A 20,625-nucleotide genomic window follows, 5' to 3' on the forward strand; every position below is an offset into this window, starting at 1 on the left:
GCGTCAAGCACACAAGAGATACAGGAAGTCCCATGGACAAGCTGAAAATGCACTCCCCCAACCTGACCGAAGCCAATATCGCCAAGCTGTCCGAACTGTTCCCCAGTTGCATCACCGAAGCACGGGATGCCAAGGGCGAGCTAAAAAAAGTTGTCGACTTCGATCTGCTGCGCCAGGAGCTCTCTACCTCTGTGGTAGAAGGGCCGCAGGAGCGTTACCAGCTTAATTGGCCGGGGAAGCGTGAAGCGTTGCTGGCTGCCAATGCGCCGATTGCGAAGACATTGCGTCCTCTGCGGCAGGAAAGTGTCAATTTTGATGCTACGAAAAATCTATTCATTGAGGGTGATAATTTAGATGCACTTAAGTTGCTTCAGGAAACATATCTGGGCAAGGTAAAGATGATCTACATTGATCCGCCGTATAATACAGGTAATGATTTTATCTATGATGACGATTTTGTAGAGGATACAGAGGCGTACTTTGAAAGATCAAATCAGACGAATGAGGCTGGGGGCAGGCTCGTTGCAAATGGTGAGTCAAATGGCCGGTTCCATTCTGACTGGATGAGTATGATTTACTCGAGGGTCAAATTGGCGCGAAATTTGTTGCGGGATGATGGAGTTATATTTATTTCCATCGGTGACGATGAGCAGGCAAATTTGAAGCGTCTCTGCGACGAGATTTTCGGTGATGAAAATTTCCTAGGGTGTGCCTGTAGGGTTTCCAAGAAAGCAAATAACCAGGGTGATTACTGGTCGCCTAACTTTGATTACGTGCTTACTTACGCAAGAAATATAGAGCGGTGCCCTGTCTTTTTTGGGGGTGTTAATTATGATGCTTATGATCAGGTTGACTCGGATGGGCCTAGAGCTGGAGAAAAGTATCAACTAGTTCGCTTGTATATGACTAGTCTTGACCCTATGAGGGGCTGCGTTAATCAGCGTTACTATATTGAAGCTCCCGATGGTACTTTGTTGATTCCTCCAGGCAATGTGTTTCCTAGCGAGTTGCGGGACGCAGCCTCCATACCTCCTTCTACTGGGGAGGATAAGGTGTGGCGCTGGGGTAAAGATAGATACTTGGCTGATAAAGATAGAATTGTCGTGAAGCGTGTCAGATCGTCAAACCTTGTTGATGATAGCGGTGCCGAGGTTAAGTGGAATGTTTTTACTAAAACATATCTAAATGACGTGATTGGAAACTCTACAGCAAAGCCAAATAGCTTAATTGAAGATCATATAAACCAAAATAGCTCTCATGAACTGGGTGAACTCGGTATTCCTTTTAGCTTTGCGAAGCCTTCGTCTTTGATTAAGTACTTGTGCGAAATATCGAAAGTCGGTAAAGATGATATTGTAGTTGATTTCTTTGCAGGTTCCGGAACTACCGCTCAATCAGTTTTTGATTTAAATAGCTCTCTTGGTCTCAATGCTAGTTTTATCTTGGTTCAATTGCCAGAGGAGTTAACCGAGGATGACAAGAATCATAAAGCAGGGCTGGCTTTTTGTAAGAGGAATAATTTAAAAAATTCTATAGCTGAAATTTCAAAAGAAAGGATTCGACGCGCAGGGGAGAAGATTAATAATGGATCAAAGGATAAGGTTGACATAGGTTTTCGTGTGCTGAGAATCGATTCCTCCAATATGAAAGAGGTATACTACACCCCTGATGCCGTCAATCAGGATCTTCTCTCCGGTCAAGTCGACAATATTAGGGAAGATCGTACATCGGAGGATCTGCTGTTCCAGGTACTGCTGGACTGGGGCGTGGATCTAGCCCTGCCGATCAGCCAGCAAAGCATCGCCGGCAAGACCGTTTTCTTTGTTGACGGCAACGCCCTAGCCGCCTGCTTCGACACCGGCATTGATGAGGATTTCGTCAAGCAGCTCGCCGGACATAAACCCCTACGCGTGGTATTCCGTGACGCCGGCTTTGTCAGCGACAGTGTAAAGATCAACATTGAGCAGGTGTTCAAGTTACTGTCGCCAGCTACCGAAATCAAGACGCTTTAAGGGGACGATATGGACGCCCAGCCGTCAGGACATTGATCGCCTACTGTTGAGCAAGCTGAGCGATGCGCTGGATGAGCGGCAGAAGCTGAATAAGGTGGGCAACCTGTTAACCAGCGTACGGCGAGCGGGGCGTATCAAGAACAGTGGCCCACGCATGGCACCGCTCTGGGGGCTTGCGGAATAAATGCAGAATAAATCGTGCTGCTTTGCAAGTAAATTTACGGTAAGTAGCTGATTCAAAGGGGCTTTAGCCTTGTTTGTCGCTTTTGAGCCATTGGGTCAGTCAGGAATTGTGCATGAAACTGAAATTTAAACAGCAGTCGTACCAAACCCATGCAGTCGATGCCTTTGCCGATTGTTTTGCTGGTCAGCCAAAATCCTCGGGCGTGACCTATCGCATCGACCCCGGCGCAAGCCCTGTAAAATCCGTCACGCCGCAGCAAATTGAACTCGATGGTGTGCAGAGCTCTGCTGAGCCGACCGAGGCCGGTTTCAAGAATGCCGAGCTGGCACTTAGCCCAGCTCAGCTGCTTGAGAATGTTCAGGCCGTGCAGCGTCGGCAGAATCTGCCGCTGTCCCCTGTATTGGCACGAGACAATAAAACCGGTTGCCCGATCAACCTCGATATCGAGATGGAAACCGGTACTGGTAAGACCTACTGCTACATCAAGAGCATGTTCGAGCTGAACAAGCGCTACGGCTGGAGCAAATTCATCGTCGTGGTGCCGAGCATTGCCATCCGTGAGGGTGTGTACAAGTCGCTGCAGGTTACCGCTGAGCACTTCCTGGAGAGCTACGGTAAGAAGGCGCGCTTCTTCATCTACAACTCCAAGCAGCTGCACAACCTGGAGAGTTTTTCCTCGGATGCCGGCATCAACGTGATGGTGATCAATACCCAGGCGTTTAACGCAACGGGAAAGGACAACCGTCGAATCTATGACGAGCTTGATGACTTCCAGTCACGCCGCCCCATCGACGTAATCAAGGCTAACCGTCCGATCCTGTTTCTCGATGAGCCGCAGAAGATGGAAGGGGCCAAGACGCTAGCTTCCTTCAGCGAATTCAACCCGCTGCTGATCGTGCGCTACTCGGCCACTCACAAAACCGAGTACAACAAAATCCACCGCCTTGATGCTCTGGACGCCTACAACCAGAAGCTGGTTAAGAAGATCAATGTGCGCGGCATAACGATCAGAAATCTGACAGGCACCAATGCCTATCTGTTTCTGCAGGACATCGAGGTCTCCAGCAACAAGCCGCCGATGGCGCGGGTTGAGTTTGAGGTTAAGCAGAACAGCGGTATCAAGCGGGTCATGCGCAAGCTCGGTCGCAACGACAACCTGTACGACCTTTCGGGTGGGCTGGATCAGTACAAGGGCTATGTAGTTGCCGACATCGATGCGCGCATCGATACCTTGAGCTTTACCAATGGTGTTGAGCTGGTCGCTGGCGATGCCGTGGGTAACGTGGATGAGGCCGCGATGCGGCGCATCCAGATACGCGAGGCAGTCAAGGCGCACTTCCAGAAGGAGATGATGCTGTTCAGTCGTGGTATCAAGGTGCTCTCGCTGTTCTTTATCGACGAGGTGGCCAAGTACCGTCAGTACGACGAAACCGGCGAGGTGGCGGGAGAGTACGCTCAGATCTTTGAAGAGGAATACAACGCCTACCTCACCGAGGTGATGACGCTGGAAGACACCCCCTATAACCGTTACCTCAAAGGAATTCAGGCCCGCCAGACGCACAATGGCTATTTCTCTATCGATAAGAAGAGCAAGCGCCTGGTCGATCCCTCTGTGGGCAAAAAAGCAACCGAGACCGATGACGTCGATGCCTACGATCTGATCCTCAAGGATAAGGAGCGCCTCCTGTCCTTCGATGAGCCGGTGCGCTTTGTCTTCTCCCACTCAGCATTACGCGAAGGCTGGGACAACCCCAACGTCTTCGTCATCTGTGCGCTGAAACACAGCGACAACACTGTCTCTCGCCGCCAGGAAGTAGGGCGCGGCATGCGCTTGTCCGTGAATCAGCTCGGCGAGCGTATGGATAACCTCTCCACGGTACATGAGATCAACGAGCTGACCGTAGTAGCCAGCGAAAGCTACAAGGATTTCGTCAGTGCGCTGCAGAAAGACATCAGTGAGTCGCTGTCGGCACGGCCGCGAGTCGCCGATGAGAAGTACTTCACCGGTAAGGTTCTGCAGACGTCTGGTGGCGACGTAGAGGTCACGCCGCAGCTGGCTAAGCAGATCTACAAATACCTGCTGAAGAATGACTACACCGACGATAATGATCACATCACCCAGGCCTATCATGAGGCCAAGCGTGAAGAGCAATTGGCCGAGCTGCCAGCCGAGCTGCAGCCTTATGCCGAGCAGGTGTTCAAGCTTATCGATAGCGTGTTCAGCTCCGCGCAAATGCCTGATATCGGCAACGACCGCAAAGCCAAGCTCAATCCGCTGAACTCGAATTTCGAGAAGAAAGAGTTCCAGGCGCTGTGGAACAAGATCAACCGCAAAGCAGCCTACACCGTTCACTTTGAAACCGATGAACTGGTGGGCAAATGCGTGGGGGCGTTGGATGCGGAGCTACGGGTCAAGCCGATGCAGTACATCATCGAGCGTGGTACCCAGCTGGAGAATGCTAGCTTCGACGATATGAAGAGCGGCACTGCCTTCAAGGTTGCGAACAGCTCAACCGAGAACTACACCCACTCGGTTCATTCGGCAGTGAAATACGACCTGATCGGCAACCTGGCGGAAGCCACTCAGCTTACGCGCGGCACCATTGCCAGCATTCTCACGCGCCTGAATGTTGCCGTGTTCAGTCAGTTCAAGACCAACCCGGAAGACTTCATCGCCAGGGCCGGTACTTTGATCAACGAGCAGAAGGCCACGGCTATCGTTGAGCACATCGCTTACGATCCTGTGGATGAAATCCACAGCTCCGACATCTTCACCGCCGAGAAGCCGCGTGACGATTTCAGCAAGGCGTTTGAAGCCAAGCACCACGTTTACGATTACGTGTTCACCGACTCCAACATCGAGCGGAAATTCGTTCAGGAATTGGATGCTAGTACCGAGGTGGCGGTGTACGCCAAGCTGCCGAAGAGCTTCTTTATCCCGACCCCTGTTGGCAACTACAACCCCGACTGGGCAATCGCCTTTCAGGAGGGCAAGGTGAAGCACGTTTACTTCGTCGCCGAAACCAAAGGCTCAATGTCTTCGCTGGAGCTGCGCGATATCGAAAAATCCAAAATTGCCTGCGCCCGAAAATTCTTCGCCAAAATTACATCAGAGCAGGTGAAGTACCAGGTGGTAGATGGGTATGGGAAATTAATGGAGCTGGTTAAGTAGCCAATTCCTACATCACGATCAATTTTTCGAGTCGTATTTGATATGAAGGATCAGCCGGACAAGCAGAACCTAGACTGCACCTTGAGACTAACGACGCCCTCTAGCCAGTGTAAAGCCGGCTAGAGGGCACTGTCGGTTTTATGCTGCAAGCGTTAACGCTGCCTTGATAGCCCGTAGTTTAATCATGGCACCTTGGCCAAGACAGTTCCTTGGTGGACTCCCGAGTCGACCCTCTGCCTTGGCCTGCGTAGCGCCTGCACCTTGCGCAGCGCCCGTTGGTTGGGCAGTGGGATGAGCCAGACATAAGCGATTAGTTTTGGCGCGCTGGATTTAAACCAATGACCTCGGTGAGGGATTCATCGCCGTAGCAAAAATCCCCTTGGCAATAGCCCCAAGAGGCAATCGGCATTTCCTTAAATAGTTTTGCTTTGTCCTTTGCCTTGCCGGCGACGTCACATGTGACTTTTCCTGCTTCACACCAAACGGACCACACTTCGGCAGTGCTATACGTTTGATTTTCCGGATGGTTGAGTTTGACGATTTGAGGCGTCGCCACGGTTTTAGCGTTGATATTCGTCGAGCTAGCTTCGGTGTAAATCGCATACGGCGGATACTTATCAGCTTTTGGACCAGAACCTCGTTTGTAGGCGACAAGGTGCTCTTTGTCGTCTTTATCGAGGTAGTACCCGTCAAAGGTCTGAGCAATGAAGCTATGTCCTTTAAGTACAGCGAAATCGACATCCCCTACTGGTGACTGGTCGCGCTGACTAGCGCACATGCCTTGCGCGCAGGTAGCGACATAGGTAGTGGGCACTTGCTTTACCCGTAGATTACCGCCAGAAGTATTGACTATCTTCGCATTTACCATGCCTGGCAGTTCATACTTTTCGAAGCAGGTGAAGGTGTACGCACGAGCGAATTTGCATTCGATTTTCAGCGGCATGGTTTCCGCCATGAAGGCTGGTCGTTCGTAGTACATAAGTTCTTCAGCGTGCACTGCAGTGGTGAGCTGTTAGTGCCGATGCAAAACTGACCCACCCCAGCGAAGTAAAACTGACCCACCTGGGCTAACGTCGCAGCCATTTGAGGCTGCCCATGTTGATCCAGGAGCAAGCAGTGGAGATCAGAGTATTGGCCCGCCAAGGGCACAGCATTCGGCAGATCGCCAAGACATTGGGCGTGTCCCGCAACACTGTCCGGCGCTACCTCAAAGAACCTTCCGTCCCGCGTTACTCGCGCGAACCCAGACCCACCAAGCCCGACGCCTTTCATGCTTATCTGCACGAGCGAGTCAGGCAGGCTCACCCGCTTTGGCTGCCCTCTACCGTGCTGTTGCGTGAGATTCGCGAGCGTGGCTATGAAGGGGGCGCTTCCCAACTACGTGCCTGGCTGGCGAAGATCAAGCCAGCCAAGCGCGATGACGGCCCGGTCGTGCGCTTTGAGACCGAGCCGGGCAAACAGATGCAGGCCGATTTCATCGTGTTTCGTCGGGCCAAGTCCCCCATGTCAGCCTTCGTGGCCACGCTGGGCTACAGCCGGATGACTTACGTCCATTTTGTCCCTGATGAGTCCTTCCATTCGGTGCACGACTCATTGCTGCTGGCCTTCGATTACTTCGACGGCGTGCCTGACGAAATCCTGTTCGACAACATGAAGACCGCCGTCATCGAGCGTGATGCCTACGGTGATGGTCAGCATCGTTTTCATGCCGGGCTGTTGCAGATGGCCGACGACCTGGGCTTTCGCATACGCCTTTGCCGTCCTTACCGGGCCCGCACCAAAGGTAAAGTCGAGCGTTTCAACCGCTACTTGCGAGAGAGTTTCTATAACCCGTTGAACAGCCGGGTCAGTTCTGCGGGCTTGCTGGTGGATTGCGGCACCGCCAACCGCCTGGTAGGGGAATGGCTGGCCGAGGTGGCCAATGTGCGCACCCATGCCACGCTCAAGGAGCGTCCAATCGACCGGTGGCGTCAGGAGCAAGGGCTGCTGACACCTTTGCCTCACGCCGTGCGCCAAACCTGGAGAGCACTGCTGGGCGATGCGCATCGACCCATTCCGCATGAGTCTCTTCAGCATCCGCTCTCCATTTATGAGGCGATCCGGGAGGCCTGCGCATGAACCTGCAACATCAGACCATCGTCGAGCTGTGTCAGGCGCTCAAGCTCGAATGCACCGCCGATCACTATTCCATGCTGGCCCAACAAGCAGTCCAGGAAGATCTGAGCTTCAGCGACTTCCTGGAGCACTTGCTGCGTCATGAACACGGTTTTCGCCAACAACGTAGTCGCGAGTTGCTGACGCGCATGGCCTGTTTTCCCGCGATCAAGACCCTGGAGGAATACGACTTCAGCTTCAGCCCGGGCGTGCCCAAGGTGCTGCTGCAAGAGCTGGCCGCGTTGGCGTTTGTCGCTCGCACGGAGAACGTGGTGCTGATCGGCCCGTCTGGTGTCGGCAAGACTCATCTGGCGACTGCCTTGGGATATCGAGCAGCACAGAGCGGGATCAAGACGCGCTTCATCACCGCAGCCGATCTGATGCTGCAACTGGGCGCTGCACAGCGACAAGGACGGCTCAAAGCCTATTTGAACCGCGCCATCCTGGCCCCGAAGCTGCTGGTGATCGATGAAATCGGTTATCTGCCTTTTGGCCGTGAAGAAGCCAATCTATTTTTTCAGGTGGTAGCCCAGCGCTACGAAAAAGGCTCAATGATCCTGATGTCAAACCTGCCGTTTACCCAGTGGGCCAATGCCTTCAGCGACGACGCGACACTGACCGCAGCCATGTTGGACAGGCTACTGCACCATGCTCATATCCTGACCCTGACAGGTGAGAGCTACCGACTCAAAGACAAACGCAAAGCGGGCGTGATCCGCCAGAACCGTAAACCCGAGTGATCCGGGTGGGTCAATTTTACTTCGGCAAATGAGGGGTTAAGTGGGGCAGTTTTAAGTCGGCGTTGACATAGGCCAATAGTCAGTACTAAAGCCGTGTGATGGTGCTGTTGGCACCCATGCGTTGCCAAGGTAACCCTACGATGCGCGCCTGAACTTGCTCGCTGTCCAGTTCCACTTGAGCGCCGTGACGAATGCCTGGCCAATTGAATTTACCTTGGTTGAGTCGACGTGCCGCGAGCCACACGCCAAAGACGGCGATGACACGCGCCAACGCCGTTTCGGTGCCGGCGCGCATGTCCATGGGCTCGGTGGCGAGCCAGATCATATCGATGCGGATCATGTGACGAGGCCGCGAATGAAGCGCGCGCAGCCGTCGGGGTCGACAGTGGGCCAGGTCACAGTGAGTGTTTGCTGTTTGAAAGGAATTTCAATACGCGCCAACGCTGCTTCCAAGGGCTCAGATTCAGGCTTCATCGTCAGTGGCAAGAATGCCGGTAGCGCGTCAGGTTGACGGTCGCGATAGCGCGGTATCCATTTGCGCACCAGGTTGGCATTGATGCCATGGCGCAGTGCAATGCTGGCTATAGATACGTCAGGTTGCAGGCATTCCTGAACCACTTGTACTTTGAACGGCTTCGGATAAGAGGTGCGCTGGCGCATGGTGATCCTTGCGATAAGGGCGATGGTGTCCACGTATTTTTAGGTGGACACCATCGCCCTTAATGCTGGGATTCTGAAGGTGTGTTCGCTGGCCGCTTACCTCTTGGCATCAATCAGCTATTTGCTCTGTATGTCTTGCTCGTGGTGGCTTAGTCCAAGGCCGCGAGCTCAATTCCATGATGGAGGTAGTAGTCTTCGTAGCGGCTCTGCAGCAAAGACAGCGACAATATTGTTGCGATGCGCTGTTCGATGTCATGCTCGACACACAGCGCAGGTAAACCCCGCACTAAGCAGGCGAAACTACTTTTGAGCGCAGCCTGGGCCACCTCATAGGGGGCGGTCAGCTGTTGGTCGAGGTGGTCCTGCAAATCATCGGTATCGTGCTTCAGCCGGTTGATCGTACGCATTGCTGTTGCGAAGAAATTACTTACAGGACTGATCAAGTGCTCCATTTCTACCTGCCAGTACTGCTGCCACCATTGAGCCAATGGGTGGCCTTGTGCAAGGACTGGTACTTTCCACTGCGCCAGTGAGTCGGTATCAGTCCTCAGCTGTTTGAGCCATGTTTTGAGAACTTTTTCGCGAATTTCGACAGGCTTCAAGCCTAATAGACGATACATGTTCATGCCTGTCACGAACTCTTCACCTACACGAGCCTTGTTCAACAGCTGTTCGCCACGCTCCAGCAGTTGAGCGGATTCAAGAAGGCACGGATTGATGTCCCATTCGACAGGCCAGCGCTTGAACGCCGCTGCCCATGGGGAGCTTTCGATGTACGGGGTAGAGCGCCCTAGTGGGGCGAGTAGCCGGTGCCAGAATTGATCACGAAAGTGCTGTAGCCCGCCGCTGGACATGACCTGGAAGTCGACACAGAAAATGTCGAGTTCCAGATCGCCGGCTGCGTGGTCGAGCTCTTCCCACAGCCGCCAGACTAAAGCTCGTGCGCGTTCCTGGAGGTGGTTTGCGTCCTTCTCCGGACAGTGGGTAATGACCATGAGCAACTTGGCCTGGCCCAGGAATCTGGCGTCTTCATCGGCTTCGGCTAGAGCCGATAAGAAATCCTTCAGGTGACCAGCATTAGTCGCACCGTCCAGTCGCGAAGCCTGGGTCACGTAGACCACGGCGAGGTTGTGGTGACCGGTTATCAGCGACGCTGCACGCTGTTCCGCAATCTCGTCATCGCCGGAATTCCAGCCTGGCGTATCTATCAGGAATAGACGTTTGGGGCTTTTATCGTCGGTGTAGTGATCGCCTTCGGGCAGGATAAGTTGGGGTTCCTTGACTGTCAGGCGCAGGCGGTGGCGCTTCGGGTCCAAGTGGCCAAGCTCGTCGCGAGTTGGAAAATGAGCCAAGGCTTCGAGCGTATCTGCTGGCGAGTAGTCATGCACGCGCTGGATCAGGGTCAGTGCTGGCATGTCGCCGTAGGTGATTTCCAGTGGCAGACGGGTTTGGCGCTCGAGCGAACTGATCGGGAGTAGTGCCGGTGGAATCTGTTCGCCGAACAGCTCGCGAAGCAAGCGCGTCTTGCCCGCCGAAAACTCACCGACGAATCTGGCGGTCAGTACACCGTCCTGCACAGCGTTAGTGCTCATCATCTGCTCGCTGAAGCACAGCAAGTGCTGCTGTACTGCTCGTGAACGGCTAAAGCTTATGTTTCGAAGTACTGTATTGTGAGTCATGACATTCATTCGCAGGAGGGTTCAGATAGTACGCTAATCAGTTGATCGGCATTCCAGACGATGCGCTCGGCCACACAAGGCCAGCCGAGGCGGTTCAGGTCGGCCAGCTGATCGGGGTGCAAGCACTGCGTAATGAAATCGAGTACCTGGTTGCGCAGTAACGCACCAGTCAGCACACCTTGCTTCCACTCATCTCCGGCTTGCACTAGGGCGATGAGGTTCGACAGCCCGCTACGGCAGGTTTGGTAGGCTGCGCTGTTTTCCGAGAGCAGCAATGGCACCAGCAACAGGTGATGATTTTTGGCCCCCCAGTACTTCGGGTCACGACGCAGGTCATCGCTCAACACGGCAGACACGGTCTGTTGAATCAGCCGTTCGGCTTCGTCCGCAACGGTGGGGGGGATGCTCGCGCCAATGCGTTGCACTGTTTGCCAGAACATCGGCTGCGCCCTAAGTAAGTTCTGTTGACACACTGCCAGGCCTTCATCGAGCGCATCATCGAGAATGCGTGCATAGAGATGAATGCGTGCACAGTCGAGCAACAATTGCCGTGTGCGCTCACTCACTGGGCAATTGAGCCAAGGCTCGGCCAACATGGCGATAAACACTGGGGCATGTTCGGCCACGGCCTTTAACCGTTGCGCGGCATAGCGAGCAGCGGAGTTGCTGTCGGGCAGATGGATATGGCGGATGTCTTCGGATAACTGCTGTTCAAGACGGTTGACGATATTTTGCATGTGCGTTCTCTTGTGTTCGCCCTGAGCAGACAAGTCCAGAGGACCGAGGCTGTTCTTCAAATGCTGTGGTCGGACGTTGAAAGAGCACGCATCACTGCATTGTGAATGGTACTTGAGGCTGACTGCTTGTCCTTATGGTTTTTAGGCGGTGTGCTCTTGCGTTGAAGGAGCTGTGCTTGCATCGATGCGATCTCGGCAACTGTTTTTACCTGCACGGCTGTTGTCGCCAGTTGCCGGAGGTAATCTTCGCAATGGCGGTGTAACGTGTGCTCAAGCAACTGGCAAAGTTGCTTGTGCCGGGCCTCTTCCAGTGCCGCCTGGGCCTGCAGTTTGGCAGCTGCTGCCACGGACGATTGCTCTTTTTGCACCTCTCCCTGCTTCGATTGTTTTTTAGTTTTGCTTTGGCGTTTTGCCATTGGGGAGCTCACTTATCCAGATCCAGCAACGCGTTGTTTTCGAACTCACCAAGCTCGACAGCCGTTTGTGATGCTGCTGTACAGATTTCGATCACAGAGGGGCCGATGATGCGAGCAAATACCCGCTGCCCAAGAGCATGGCCAAACAGATTGACACGCCTCTTGAACAAGCCGGGTTCACCCTGTCTCAACGTACCGGTATGCGCTTGTGGTGATTGGGAGTGATAGAGGTTGAACACACCCTCACTCGGTGCGCCAAGTTCGTGCCATTGTTCATAGTCACTGCCCTGGCTAACGATAGGCTGGAACTTGCCCTGACGGACACGCCCTACATAATGGGCAAAGGGCGCTTCGTTGCCGGACTGGTCCTGGGTACGATTGATCACCTTGACCGGGCTGCCTGGGCACAGGCGCAATAAGCCTAACGCAACGCCCGTTTTGGCGGTGGGCGTGAACGGGTTCTGATCACAGGCGAAAAGTGGTTGATGGATGATCAGCGATAGGCCTTGTTCGTGGAACAACTGATCGGCGTAGCGGCAGACCCGCGCCTGCGACTCACTGCCAGAGGATTCGGCGTGTAGGTGATTTTCAAGGGCTTTGAAAAGTCCCAGGACCCAATGGGATCGACTCGCATTACCGGCCAGCAGCACCTGGATTTGATCGGGATTGTAATTGGAGAAGGCTTTTTCCAGTGCCGCCAGGAAATTGCACACGCCCTGTTCGACGCGCTGTTCCAGGTAGGCATTGAGCTCGTCGAGCGGAATGGCCAGTTGGCAGGAGACTTTTTGGCCGCTGCGATCCAGCAGGTCCAGGGTCTCGATGCCCGTGGCGCTCTCTAGTGCCCCGTTTTCCCAAAGTGGCCGCAGCCGTACCATGAGCATTGCCGTGTTGGTTGACGCTGCTTGGGTCTGTTGCAGGAACATCTCGCTGCCGGCGAAATCATCCGCATCCAATGGCCGGGTGAACGCAATCTGCTTCGTGCGGCAAACATCAAGGTTGTGACGAAACACTCGATACGCCAGGTTCTCCAGCAAGTTTTCACCGCCGAGGAACTTGTCCCCGGCCGCACCGAAATGCTCGAACACCTCTTCCTTGCCTTCGTCTTCTTCCTCGAGGGTGGGCAGGCGGTAGTAGCCAAAATCGAAATCGGTGGTACCACCGCCAAAGTCGAACACAGCGTAGGCAAAGCCCTCGATGTCAGGTTTGATACCCAGGCATGGCATGACGCCAGCGGCATAAGCGGCGGGCTCCGACGCGCGCTCCTCAACGCAGAACTGGGCGAATACCGGTTCGCCGACCAGCGTCGAAGGTAGGCTGCGCATCAGGCCACGGCGGAACGAGGCGAGGATCTTGTCCTTGACCTCGCGTGGATAACCGACTGGGAACGTCATGTAGTAGCGCAGGAACAGGCCGCGACCGCGCCAGTTGATGTGCAGGCCCAGGAACCACGCGTACAGCTCGATCGGATCGAACGGGTCCTGTGGGCTTACACGCATGGCCTGGCCGCGGACCGGGTTGCGTAAGGTCAGGGCGGCGAGCTCGTGCTCCACGCCCTCAGGCTCCTGCCGATCGCTCAGGCGAACACGTGGCGAGGTGCTCTCGCGCAAGGCCCAGTGCTTTATCTTGGTCAGGATGCTGGCGACTACCCGAGGGTTGCTGTCGTTGTCGCGTAGCGACTGCAGTGCCGCATGGGAATAGCGGACCTGGTCCCATGTGACGCCGGGGCGGAAGGTCTCGCTCTGCCAGGCCTCGAGCAACTCGGGAAAGTTGATGAACTCCAACAGCGTGGGGTTCTCGTAGTGCTCCGGGCGCTCCTGCTCCCAATAGTTGCTCAGACCGACCCGCAACAGCTTGTGCTGATCGTTGTCATCGTAGGCCACCACAGTGCTGTTGGTGCCAAAGTCGATGGCGACGTTGCTGTCGCGTACATCCAATGCAGGGTTGCGGGCACGGACACCTTGCCTAGCCAGCAGCGATTCATCCTTGCCCCAGAACTCCCAGAGTCCTTTATTCGGATCAGTAAACTGCAGGGTATCCAGCTTGGGCAAGCGGGTGGAGAGGTAATCGACATCTAGATACGCTGCCAGTAGGTCAGGCTCGTCCTGTAGCATGTTCAGATCCAGAACTTTCTCCTGAGGCGTGCATTCGCGCATCTGCCAGCCAAGTCGTAACGCCTCAGCTACGATTTCGACGCTGTTCTTGGCTACCAGTGCCTCATTGCAGGCCAGCAACGCACCCGAGCGATAGAGGACCAGCTCCGACGTATCGAGGTCGACATTGCCTTGTGAAGACAGCCAGTCGCACTTCTCTAGCAGACGATTCTTGATCCCCTTGCGCAAGGGGTTGGCGACAGCTCTGGTGAAGGTGGTGAGTTCGGGCCTGGTGGGTAGACGCCAGTGCGACAGTTTACCAACCCTCGAAGTAGCAGCCTGCATCTGCCCATCGTCGACGTCAAATACGGCTTCGGTATCTGGGCTGGCATCCCACAGCAGCCTGGTGCGACTTTCATAGATCATGGATTTCTTACTGGAACCGTTGACCTCTACCCACCAGTACAGCTGCTTGTCCAACGTTTCAGCGGTGATTTGGGTAAGCGTTGATAGGAAACGCTTGTATAGAAAATCGGGAATGCTCTTTTCCAAGGTGTCCATGCGCAAGTGTCCTTGAGTTGCGTAACAACGTTAACCGCTAGGTACGAACCAGTGGCTTACGTTGCAGTTGTCCGGCGGCGTTTCGCAGGCCGGGTAGCCATTGCGCGCTCACGGTGTCGCCATGAAGCGTTCCGCGCTGGTGGCACTGGGGGTCGAGCGGCGTGCCCGCAGGTACGCTGCACAAGCTCGCTTGGCGCTCTTGCCAGATGAGATTGTGCAACTCCAGGCAGCGCGCCAGGATGTTCTGCTCGGTGGTTGAAGCGGTGCGCTGCTCATCCTTGCAGCGTGTGGCCAGGTCATCCCAGAGCAGCAAGAGTCGATCCCATTGCGAAGCAATGGCGATCAGTCGCACCAATTGGCGCTCCGCCGATTCTTCTGTGCTGAACCAAGCATGCTTGAGGGCAGGGTCTTGTGTGATCCAGTCAAGCAGTTCACGTTCAGGGTCGAACCCTGGCTGCCCAGTGATAAAAGGAGCCGCCGAGGCTGACGGACGGCAAAGGTTGCTGATGGCCTGCCGCACCTGTTCATCGCTCGCTAATAAGGCCAGCAGGGTCGCGCGAAAGGTGTCGCTCGCAGTGTGGGCAGGCGGCTGCAGCCTTTTCTCAGTCATGCTGACGTCTCCAGCAGCGAGCGCATGGACCGGCGCACGGTCAGTGGATAGGGAAGTCGGTGACAGAACGCTATGACGCTATTCCGGGCTTCATCGGACAATTGCAGGAAGCGCTGCTTCATCGACATCACCAGCCAACCGTCTGGCTCATAGTACGGTGAAGGAATTTCCGGAATCTGGCTGCTGCCAGCGAGCATGGCCAGCTCATTGGGGCGCACCGTGTTCCAGAAGTTGTGATAGATGATGGGCAAGTACAGGGTCAGCAAGTCTATGCTTGCTGTAGTGCTTCGCTGCACTTGTTCACGAAGACGCTGGTTCTCCCGTCGCAAGTGGTTCAGCTCATTGAGCCCGATCCGTTGTTCAAGGGCCTGCGTGCGTTCGGCCAGCATATCGAGGTAGCGGAACACAACTGCTGTCTGCGTGTATGATCCGAGAAACTGCTCCAATTGCTCGGAAGAAGCGGGATCAGGTGCCTGCTTGGCTGATGAATTTTCGCAAGTCATGCAAAGTTTTACTCGGTCGATTTCGCAAAGTGCCCGCTTCCCCTCGAAGGAAGCGGGCAGCCCGATCAGTGCAGTGTTTCCAGAGTGCGCTGCAGGGCTTGCGCCTGGTCGCGTAGACGAATTAGCGTCGATTGCTTGTCCTGGGCACTGGCCTGGGACTGTTCGGTAAGCAGGTCAATGTCCTGCAGGCGCTCGTTGAGCAGCGCCTCGACGCGGTCTTCCCAGTAGCTGCGGACTCGGTTGTGCAAGAGCTCGTCCATGGCCGAGGCCTGACGGTCGAAGCTTTGCAGCCACTGCGTCCGGGCTTTTTCGCCACTGCGCTGCAACTGGTTCAGGCGATTTTGCTGAAGTTGCTCCAGGGCTTGCCGATGCTCTTGTTCGGCCTGCTGCTTGAGGTGCTCCAGCTCGTTCTGCAGGCGTTTCTGCTCTTTCTGGCTCTGCTCCAACGCCCAGCCAGTCATTTGCCGCTCATTGGCGATGTCTTCATTGCGCGCTAGGGCTCGGCGCAGCGTCTGACGTTGAATTTCCAGTTCGGCCATGGCCGCTTCCCGCTCGGCCATGGCCTGCTGATCCACCACCTGGACTTCCGTGGGACCGCTCAGCGCCTGCCCCATGCGTTCGCCCCAATAGCCCAGCGACAGCATTTCCAGCCCGCCGAGCTTGTCCATGATTGGTTGCGGAACGCCTTTGATCGAGGTCTTACCTTGCTGGACGCCTTTGACGACCCTAACCGTGGTGCTGACGGTCTTGGCGACTTTGGCTCCCTTGCCGACCAGCGCCGCAACCTTGGCACCCACCACTGTAGGGTTGACGAACATCAGACCGATGTCCGCCACTTCGCCTAGCAGCCGGCCAAAGAAGGCGCCATTGGTATTGCCAGTCTGCTGCATGGTCATCGGCAAAGGTTGAGAGGCCAGGGCTTGCTGTTGGCAGGTCAGTGCTTGCAGGTTCTGCATATGCACGTCCATGTCCTGGACGTGTAATGAAACCTGCTTCTGGCTCATTTCCTGCTGGGCTTCCTGTTGCTCGGTCAGTGCCTGTTGCAGCTGGGTCAGGCGGCCGATATCGATGAAATCTTCGGTAGATACCTTCTCCGGGACGGGCAGGCGCAGGTTCAGTTCCACGACATCTGCCGCTGGCAGTTCAAGGGTGCCGTAATGCTGCGACAGCTCGCAGAACTGCTTGGCGATGTTGCGGATGGCGGCATCCAGTTGTTGGCTGCCGAACCGACCGAAGTGCGTCCATTGGGCTTCGTCAACCAAGTTCGCGCCTTGGTCATCGAGTTGTTGTACAAGCTGTTGACGTTGCTGGCGCACGCTGATGCCGGCTTGCTGGCTGAGACGGGCACGATCAGCCTGCTGTTCTCCATAGAGGCTTGATTTGAAGTCGGCCAGGCGCTGTTTTCGCTCGATCAGAGCCTGATGCAGTGCTTGGGCCTGCTGCTCCGAATCGACCTCACAAGCGCGCTGCTGTTCGGCGTTGAGCCCCAAGGCGTTCTCCAGGACCGGGCGCAGCTCTGCCTGGAAACGACGCAGGCGAATGCTCTGCAGATCGTCGCGGGCACGCTCCACGAAGTCCAGGATTTCTTCGCGTCCCAAGCCGTCGCGGTGGCTGGTGGCCAAGCGCACCTGCAGGCCGGCAGCACTTTTGATCTGCTGAGTCCACTGTTCGAGTGATGGGGCTTTTTCGCCCCGGGCGATTGCCGTCTCGACTTCATCCCAGTGGGTGACCAGCACTTTCACCCGCTTGCCTGCCTGTTGGATGAGCTGCAGCGTGTCCATGTCGGCGGCGGAAGGACCGCGTGGGCTTAGCAAGTACAGCACCGCATCGGCCTGGCGGACTTGGGACAAAGTGTACTCGCGGTGGTGAGTAGAGGTCGTGCCCAACCCGGGCAGGTCGATGATGGACACCCCCTTGAGCCATGGTTGAGGCAGATTTAGCACAGCACAGGCGGCGCCTTCGGGCGCATGAGTCGTGACGTGAGCAAATTGTGCGTCATCCAGTGGCAACTGGCTGCCATCCGGGCCAATCAAGGACATGCTGCGCTCGGCGGCATATTCAATGAAAGTAGGCAGTGCGGTGGTCTCTTCGAGCGCGGTTTGCAGCAGTGGCGCTTGCAACAACATGTTCAACAAGCTGCTCTTGCCCACCGAAAAACCACCCAGCAGCACCAGGCGTAGAGGTGTTTCAGACTCCAGGACTTCAGCGGCCAGGATTTCGACCGGCGCTTGCCAGTCGGTTGGCAAGCTGGACAGTAGTTCGCTCAAAAATGCATTGGGCTGAGACATGGGCGTTCCTTCAGGCTTTCAGCGCGTTCTGGGTGAGGGTCATCAGGTCGTCGACTTCTTTGCTGGCCTGCTCCAGGCGTGTCCGGCGCTGGGCGATATTCAGTTTGCCCTGTTCGAGCAGCGAATGGATTTCCCGGCGTTTCTCCAGCTTGGCGTTCAGCGGTTCGAGGTATTGCTCCTTCACGCAGTCCTGCAGGGCCTGCAACTGATCGGCGAAGACCTTCTGGACAGCATCCTTTACATGATTTTCCAAGTGACGAATGCGCTGCTCCAGTTGGCCAGCGGTGTTTTTGATCAGGCGCTGAGTGGTGTCTCTGATCAGTTGGCCTTCAGCAGCTTCGGACTGTTGCTCGAACTGCGCTTTCTTCTTCTCGAACGTGGCCACTTCGCGCTCGTATTTCTTCTGGGCCTTTTCCAGCGTCATGCGCAGGCCCGTCTTGCGCTCTTCCTCAGCGATGATCTGTTCGAGGCGCTGCTCTTTGTCCGCCAACATCGTCATCAGCTTGTCCCGCTCATCCTTCCAGGCCTGCACGTTGCTGTGGTCGGTGTAAGGGACATCACCATAGGTATCGTCGCTGTACATGCCGCCTTTTTTTACCACTTCACGGCGCGAAGACATCTTCGGGCTTGGCTGCGTGCCTAGGTTGTCGTGCATGCGCTCGGCACGAGACAAGGCCTGGCGCGCTAGCTCCAACTGGGCGCTGTTGGCGGTATATTTCGACATGTCGCTTTCGATGCTTTCTATCTGCTCCTGGCGGGCGACAATTTGTTGCTCCAGGGCCATGGCTTGCTGGTGGTGTTGTTCGATCGCACTGAAGTCAAGGGTGAACTGGGTATCGAGCGATGGCATCTGTACATCCATCTTGCTCATCTCTCCCCGGAGCCGGCCCGCGTGCTTTTCCATTTGCTTGCTGTAATCGACACTCAGCCCGTCAAGCACTTTGCTCAGCTCTTGCTTTTGCCAGTTCCAGGCATCACCGACCCGGACGGAGATGGCTTGGAACTGCTCATGCAGATCGTCCGGCAGGGTCACGGTCTTGACCCGCTTCTTGATCTGCCGCTCTACATAAGCGGTATCTACCTGATTCTCGATATCGGCTTTGAGCTCGGCCAAGGGACTGATCAACTCGCGCTGGATGTTTTCCACCAGGGCTCGTGCCGCGCGTTCATGCTCTTCTCGTGAATCCCGTGCTACAGCATCAGCCTCTTGCTCCAACAACTGGGTTTCCAAGTCGAACTGCGCCAGTTCACGGGCCCGCTCTTCAAGCGACTTATCCGACTCCAACTGTTGCAACTCGTCTTGCAGTGTCTCTGCCAGCTGTTGCTGGATGTGCGTCATATGTTGCATTGGCTTGCTGTAGATCTGTTCCAGCGCTTCACCGCTGGAAAACATTTCAGCGATACGCAACGACAGCATTTCGATGCCCGACTGTGATCGTTTGTCCGGATCGCTATCCATGGCCCAATGCGCGCTGACCGGTATCAAATGATGGCGATCGGTCAAAAGCTTGAACTCTTCGTCATCTTTTAGGTGACGGCGGAAGTTTTGCCGCACGACGTCGAGTTTTTCTTGAATGCGTTGGTCTACAGGTACGCGGCGCTCACGTGCATCATCAGGTGCCAGCACCTTGTCCCACCAGCCAATAACCGTGACGAATTTGCGGAAGTTGTTGCGCAAGGTATCTGTCAGAAACTCCCACTCGGTAGCGGCACCACCGAGCTGCGTGGTGTTCTGCACCCATAAAGCGATATGGGCTTCGGCAATCGCTTTACGGGTAATTGCCTCGTGATGCTTGATCACTGTTTCCAAGCCGGGAGTGTCCACCAATACCAAGCCTTTTTCGAGCAAGGGGTGGTCCATAAATGCTTCGATGTAGTCAAGTGTTTGCCGAACATCGGCGTGGCTCTCATCCAGCTCTGTGCCCCAGCGTTCGAGTGCCAGATCGTCATTCCAAGGCACCTCCTGCACCGGTCGTCCATCCTGGAAGTGGATACGAATGAATCGCTCGCTGCGATCGGCAGGCAGCATGCGGATGAAGGTGTTGATGGCGGTGGTGGCTTGCAGAGCGGTCGGTAGCAGTTCGATGCCCAGTAGCGCGTTCACAAGGCTTGACTTACCACGTGAAAACTCACCGAGCACGACCAGGCGAATAGCATCGGCATTTAGCGCATCAAGCAGCTCGGCGAAACGGGCATGCGAGGTCCGCAGTTTCGCGCTACCAAACTCATCGAACAGGCTCTGGGTGCGGCTGAGGAAATCCTTGGCAACATTGATCTTTTGCTGACGTTGTTCGAGGCCTTGAGTCAGTATTTTGGTCATGGATTGGGCATCTCTTGAAGGCTGAGGGCTTGAAACATGTGCCGATCGTTGAAAGGAGAATTCAGCGGGCTGGAACTGTTGCGGGGAGTCGGTACATGCCGATGTTCGAGTCACCTTGACGACACATGGCAGCGAGTTCTCAGTGGCGATTTTTGATCCAAACCGTCAATTCGTGGCCTTCGACAATGCCTGTCTATGATACTTCTCGTTGAACAGAGAGGAGGTGGCTGGCAACTGGTTGGCGAAAAGTCGGTACTCCGCCTCCAGTACCTTGATGCCTGTAATCGATCCATCAGCCTGCGTCTCCTGTCGCTTTCCTGTCCAATCAGCGCATTTTTGTGCTGCTAGTTTTCATGGCAATGCAGACGATGTCATGTGGCCATGAATTATGGTGCGCAGCTTTATTTCTTTGAAGCTTTATCGGGAGCTTTGCCAAATTCCTTAGGGCAACCTGAGGCCAAGCTCGAAGGTATTGTAGAGCCATATGACTGGATGATGG

General features: G+C 55.3%; 15 protein-coding genes. 4 read left to right on the plus strand and 11 right to left on the minus strand.

The genetic code is table 11. The features are described from left to right. Positions 1 to 32: 32 nt before the first annotated feature. Together NJC40_RS10890 and NJC40_RS10895 are read left to right on the plus strand one after the other, a co-directional pair. On the plus strand, positions 33 to 2,012 hold the full coding sequence (locus tag NJC40_RS10890; protein ID WP_253139453.1) for a site-specific DNA-methyltransferase: 1,980 nt from the start codon (positions 33 to 35) through the stop codon (positions 2,010 to 2,012). A gap of 296 nt (positions 2,013 to 2,308) precedes the next feature. Continuing rightward, entirely contained in the window at positions 2,309 to 5,368 is a 3,060-nt protein-coding gene (locus NJC40_RS10895) for a type III restriction-modification system endonuclease (RefSeq protein ID WP_253139451.1), read from the plus strand. 310 nt (positions 5,369 to 5,678) lie between these two features. Here NJC40_RS10895 and NJC40_RS10900 read toward each other — a convergent pair whose 3' ends face one another. After that, entirely contained in the window at positions 5,679 to 6,347 is a 669-nt protein-coding gene (locus NJC40_RS10900) for a hypothetical protein (protein ID WP_253139447.1), read from the minus strand. A 116-nt stretch (positions 6,348 to 6,463) separates the two neighbouring features. On the opposite strand from NJC40_RS10900, the gene istA reads away from it, so the two are divergent. Together istA and istB are read left to right on the plus strand one after the other, a co-directional pair. Then, complete coding sequence (gene istA, locus NJC40_RS10905; RefSeq protein WP_253139444.1) at positions 6,464 to 7,486, plus strand: IS21 family transposase; 1,023 nt, start codon at positions 6,464 to 6,466, stop codon at positions 7,484 to 7,486. Beyond that, positions 7,483 to 8,262, plus strand: a complete 780-nt coding sequence (gene istB, locus NJC40_RS10910; protein ID WP_253139442.1) for an IS21-like element helper ATPase IstB — start codon at positions 7,483 to 7,485, stop codon at positions 8,260 to 8,262. Before istA ends, istB begins: the two co-directional genes overlap by 4 nt. 85 nt (positions 8,263 to 8,347) lie before the next feature. Here the strand turns inward: istB and tnpB are convergent, their stop codons facing one another. The 10 genes from tnpB to NJC40_RS10960 form a co-directional block, all read right to left on the minus strand. Further along, positions 8,348 to 8,602, minus strand: a complete 255-nt coding sequence (tnpB, locus tag NJC40_RS10915) for an IS66 family insertion sequence element accessory protein TnpB (protein WP_253139439.1) — start codon at positions 8,600 to 8,602, stop codon at positions 8,348 to 8,350. After that, complete coding sequence (gene tnpA / locus NJC40_RS10920; protein ID WP_253139436.1) at positions 8,599 to 8,922, minus strand: IS66-like element accessory protein TnpA; 324 nt, start codon at positions 8,920 to 8,922, stop codon at positions 8,599 to 8,601. The genes tnpB and tnpA overlap by 4 nt, the downstream gene beginning before the upstream one ends. 149 nt (positions 8,923 to 9,071) lie before the next feature. After that, a complete protein-coding gene (locus tag NJC40_RS10925) occupies positions 9,072 to 10,514 on the minus strand; it encodes a dynamin family protein (protein ID WP_253139434.1) in 1,443 nt (480 codons plus the stop codon). Between the two features lie 92 nt (positions 10,515 to 10,606). Then, positions 10,607 to 11,338 (minus strand): hypothetical protein, encoded by a 732-nt coding sequence (locus NJC40_RS10930; protein ID WP_253139431.1) that lies wholly within the window; start codon positions 11,336 to 11,338, stop codon positions 10,607 to 10,609. 56 nt (positions 11,339 to 11,394) lie between these two features. Next, complete coding sequence (locus NJC40_RS10935) at positions 11,395 to 11,754, minus strand: hypothetical protein (RefSeq protein ID WP_253139428.1); 360 nt, start codon at positions 11,752 to 11,754, stop codon at positions 11,395 to 11,397. Positions 11,755 to 11,762: 8 nt separating this feature from the next. Continuing rightward, on the minus strand, positions 11,763 to 14,405 hold the full coding sequence (locus NJC40_RS10940; protein WP_253139425.1) for a hypothetical protein: 2,643 nt from the start codon (positions 14,403 to 14,405) through the stop codon (positions 11,763 to 11,765). Positions 14,406 to 14,442: 37 nt separating this feature from the next. Then, entirely contained in the window at positions 14,443 to 15,015 is a 573-nt protein-coding gene (locus NJC40_RS10945) for a hypothetical protein (RefSeq protein ID WP_253139422.1), read from the minus strand. Continuing rightward, positions 15,012 to 15,518 (minus strand): hypothetical protein, encoded by a 507-nt coding sequence (locus NJC40_RS10950; RefSeq protein ID WP_253139419.1) that lies wholly within the window; start codon positions 15,516 to 15,518, stop codon positions 15,012 to 15,014. Before NJC40_RS10950 ends, NJC40_RS10945 begins: the two co-directional genes overlap by 4 nt. 65 nt (positions 15,519 to 15,583) lie before the next feature. Next, on the minus strand, positions 15,584 to 17,806 hold the full coding sequence (locus NJC40_RS10955) for a dynamin family protein (protein ID WP_253139417.1): 2,223 nt from the start codon (positions 17,804 to 17,806) through the stop codon (positions 15,584 to 15,586). A gap of 10 nt (positions 17,807 to 17,816) precedes the next feature. Beyond that, positions 17,817 to 20,126 (minus strand): dynamin family protein, encoded by a 2,310-nt coding sequence (locus NJC40_RS10960; RefSeq protein ID WP_253139414.1) that lies wholly within the window; start codon positions 20,124 to 20,126, stop codon positions 17,817 to 17,819. Between the last annotated feature and the right edge of the window lie 499 nt (positions 20,127 to 20,625).

The sequence above is a fragment of the Pseudomonas sp. 21LCFQ02 genome, assembly GCF_024129895.2.
Classification (GTDB): Bacteria; Pseudomonadota; Gammaproteobacteria; order Pseudomonadales; family Pseudomonadaceae; genus Aquipseudomonas.

What these genes read in the sequence shown, in the direction of transcription:
- NJC40_RS10890 (WP_253139453.1), top strand. Translation starts at nt 33, where the DNA reads ATGGACAAGCTGAAAATGCACTCCCCCAACCTGACCGAAGCCAATATC.
- NJC40_RS10895 (WP_253139451.1), top strand. Translation starts at nt 2,309, where the DNA reads ATGAAACTGAAATTTAAACAGCAGTCGTACCAAACCCATGCAGTCGAT.
- NJC40_RS10900 (WP_253139447.1), bottom strand. Translation starts at nt 6,347, where the DNA reads ATGTACTACGAACGACCAGCCTTCATGGCGGAAACCATGCCGCTGAAA.
- istA (WP_253139444.1), top strand. Translation starts at nt 6,464, where the DNA reads ATGTTGATCCAGGAGCAAGCAGTGGAGATCAGAGTATTGGCCCGCCAA.
- istB (WP_253139442.1), top strand. Translation starts at nt 7,483, where the DNA reads ATGAACCTGCAACATCAGACCATCGTCGAGCTGTGTCAGGCGCTCAAG.
- tnpB (WP_253139439.1), bottom strand. Translation starts at nt 8,602, where the DNA reads ATGATCCGCATCGATATGATCTGGCTCGCCACCGAGCCCATGGACATG.
- tnpA (WP_253139436.1), bottom strand. Translation starts at nt 8,922, where the DNA reads ATGCGCCAGCGCACCTCTTATCCGAAGCCGTTCAAAGTACAAGTGGTT.
- NJC40_RS10925 (WP_253139434.1), bottom strand. Translation starts at nt 10,514, where the DNA reads ATGAGCACTAACGCTGTGCAGGACGGTGTACTGACCGCCAGATTCGTC.
- NJC40_RS10930 (WP_253139431.1), bottom strand. Translation starts at nt 11,338, where the DNA reads ATGCAAAATATCGTCAACCGTCTTGAACAGCAGTTATCCGAAGACATC.
- NJC40_RS10935 (WP_253139428.1), bottom strand. Translation starts at nt 11,754, where the DNA reads ATGGCAAAACGCCAAAGCAAAACTAAAAAACAATCGAAGCAGGGAGAG.
- NJC40_RS10940 (WP_253139425.1), bottom strand. Translation starts at nt 14,405, where the DNA reads ATGGACACCTTGGAAAAGAGCATTCCCGATTTTCTATACAAGCGTTTC.
- NJC40_RS10945 (WP_253139422.1), bottom strand. Translation starts at nt 15,015, where the DNA reads ATGACTGAGAAAAGGCTGCAGCCGCCTGCCCACACTGCGAGCGACACC.
- NJC40_RS10950 (WP_253139419.1), bottom strand. Translation starts at nt 15,518, where the DNA reads ATGACTTGCGAAAATTCATCAGCCAAGCAGGCACCTGATCCCGCTTCT.
- NJC40_RS10955 (WP_253139417.1), bottom strand. Translation starts at nt 17,806, where the DNA reads ATGTCTCAGCCCAATGCATTTTTGAGCGAACTACTGTCCAGCTTGCCA.
- NJC40_RS10960 (WP_253139414.1), bottom strand. Translation starts at nt 20,126, where the DNA reads ATGACCAAAATACTGACTCAAGGCCTCGAACAACGTCAGCAAAAGATC.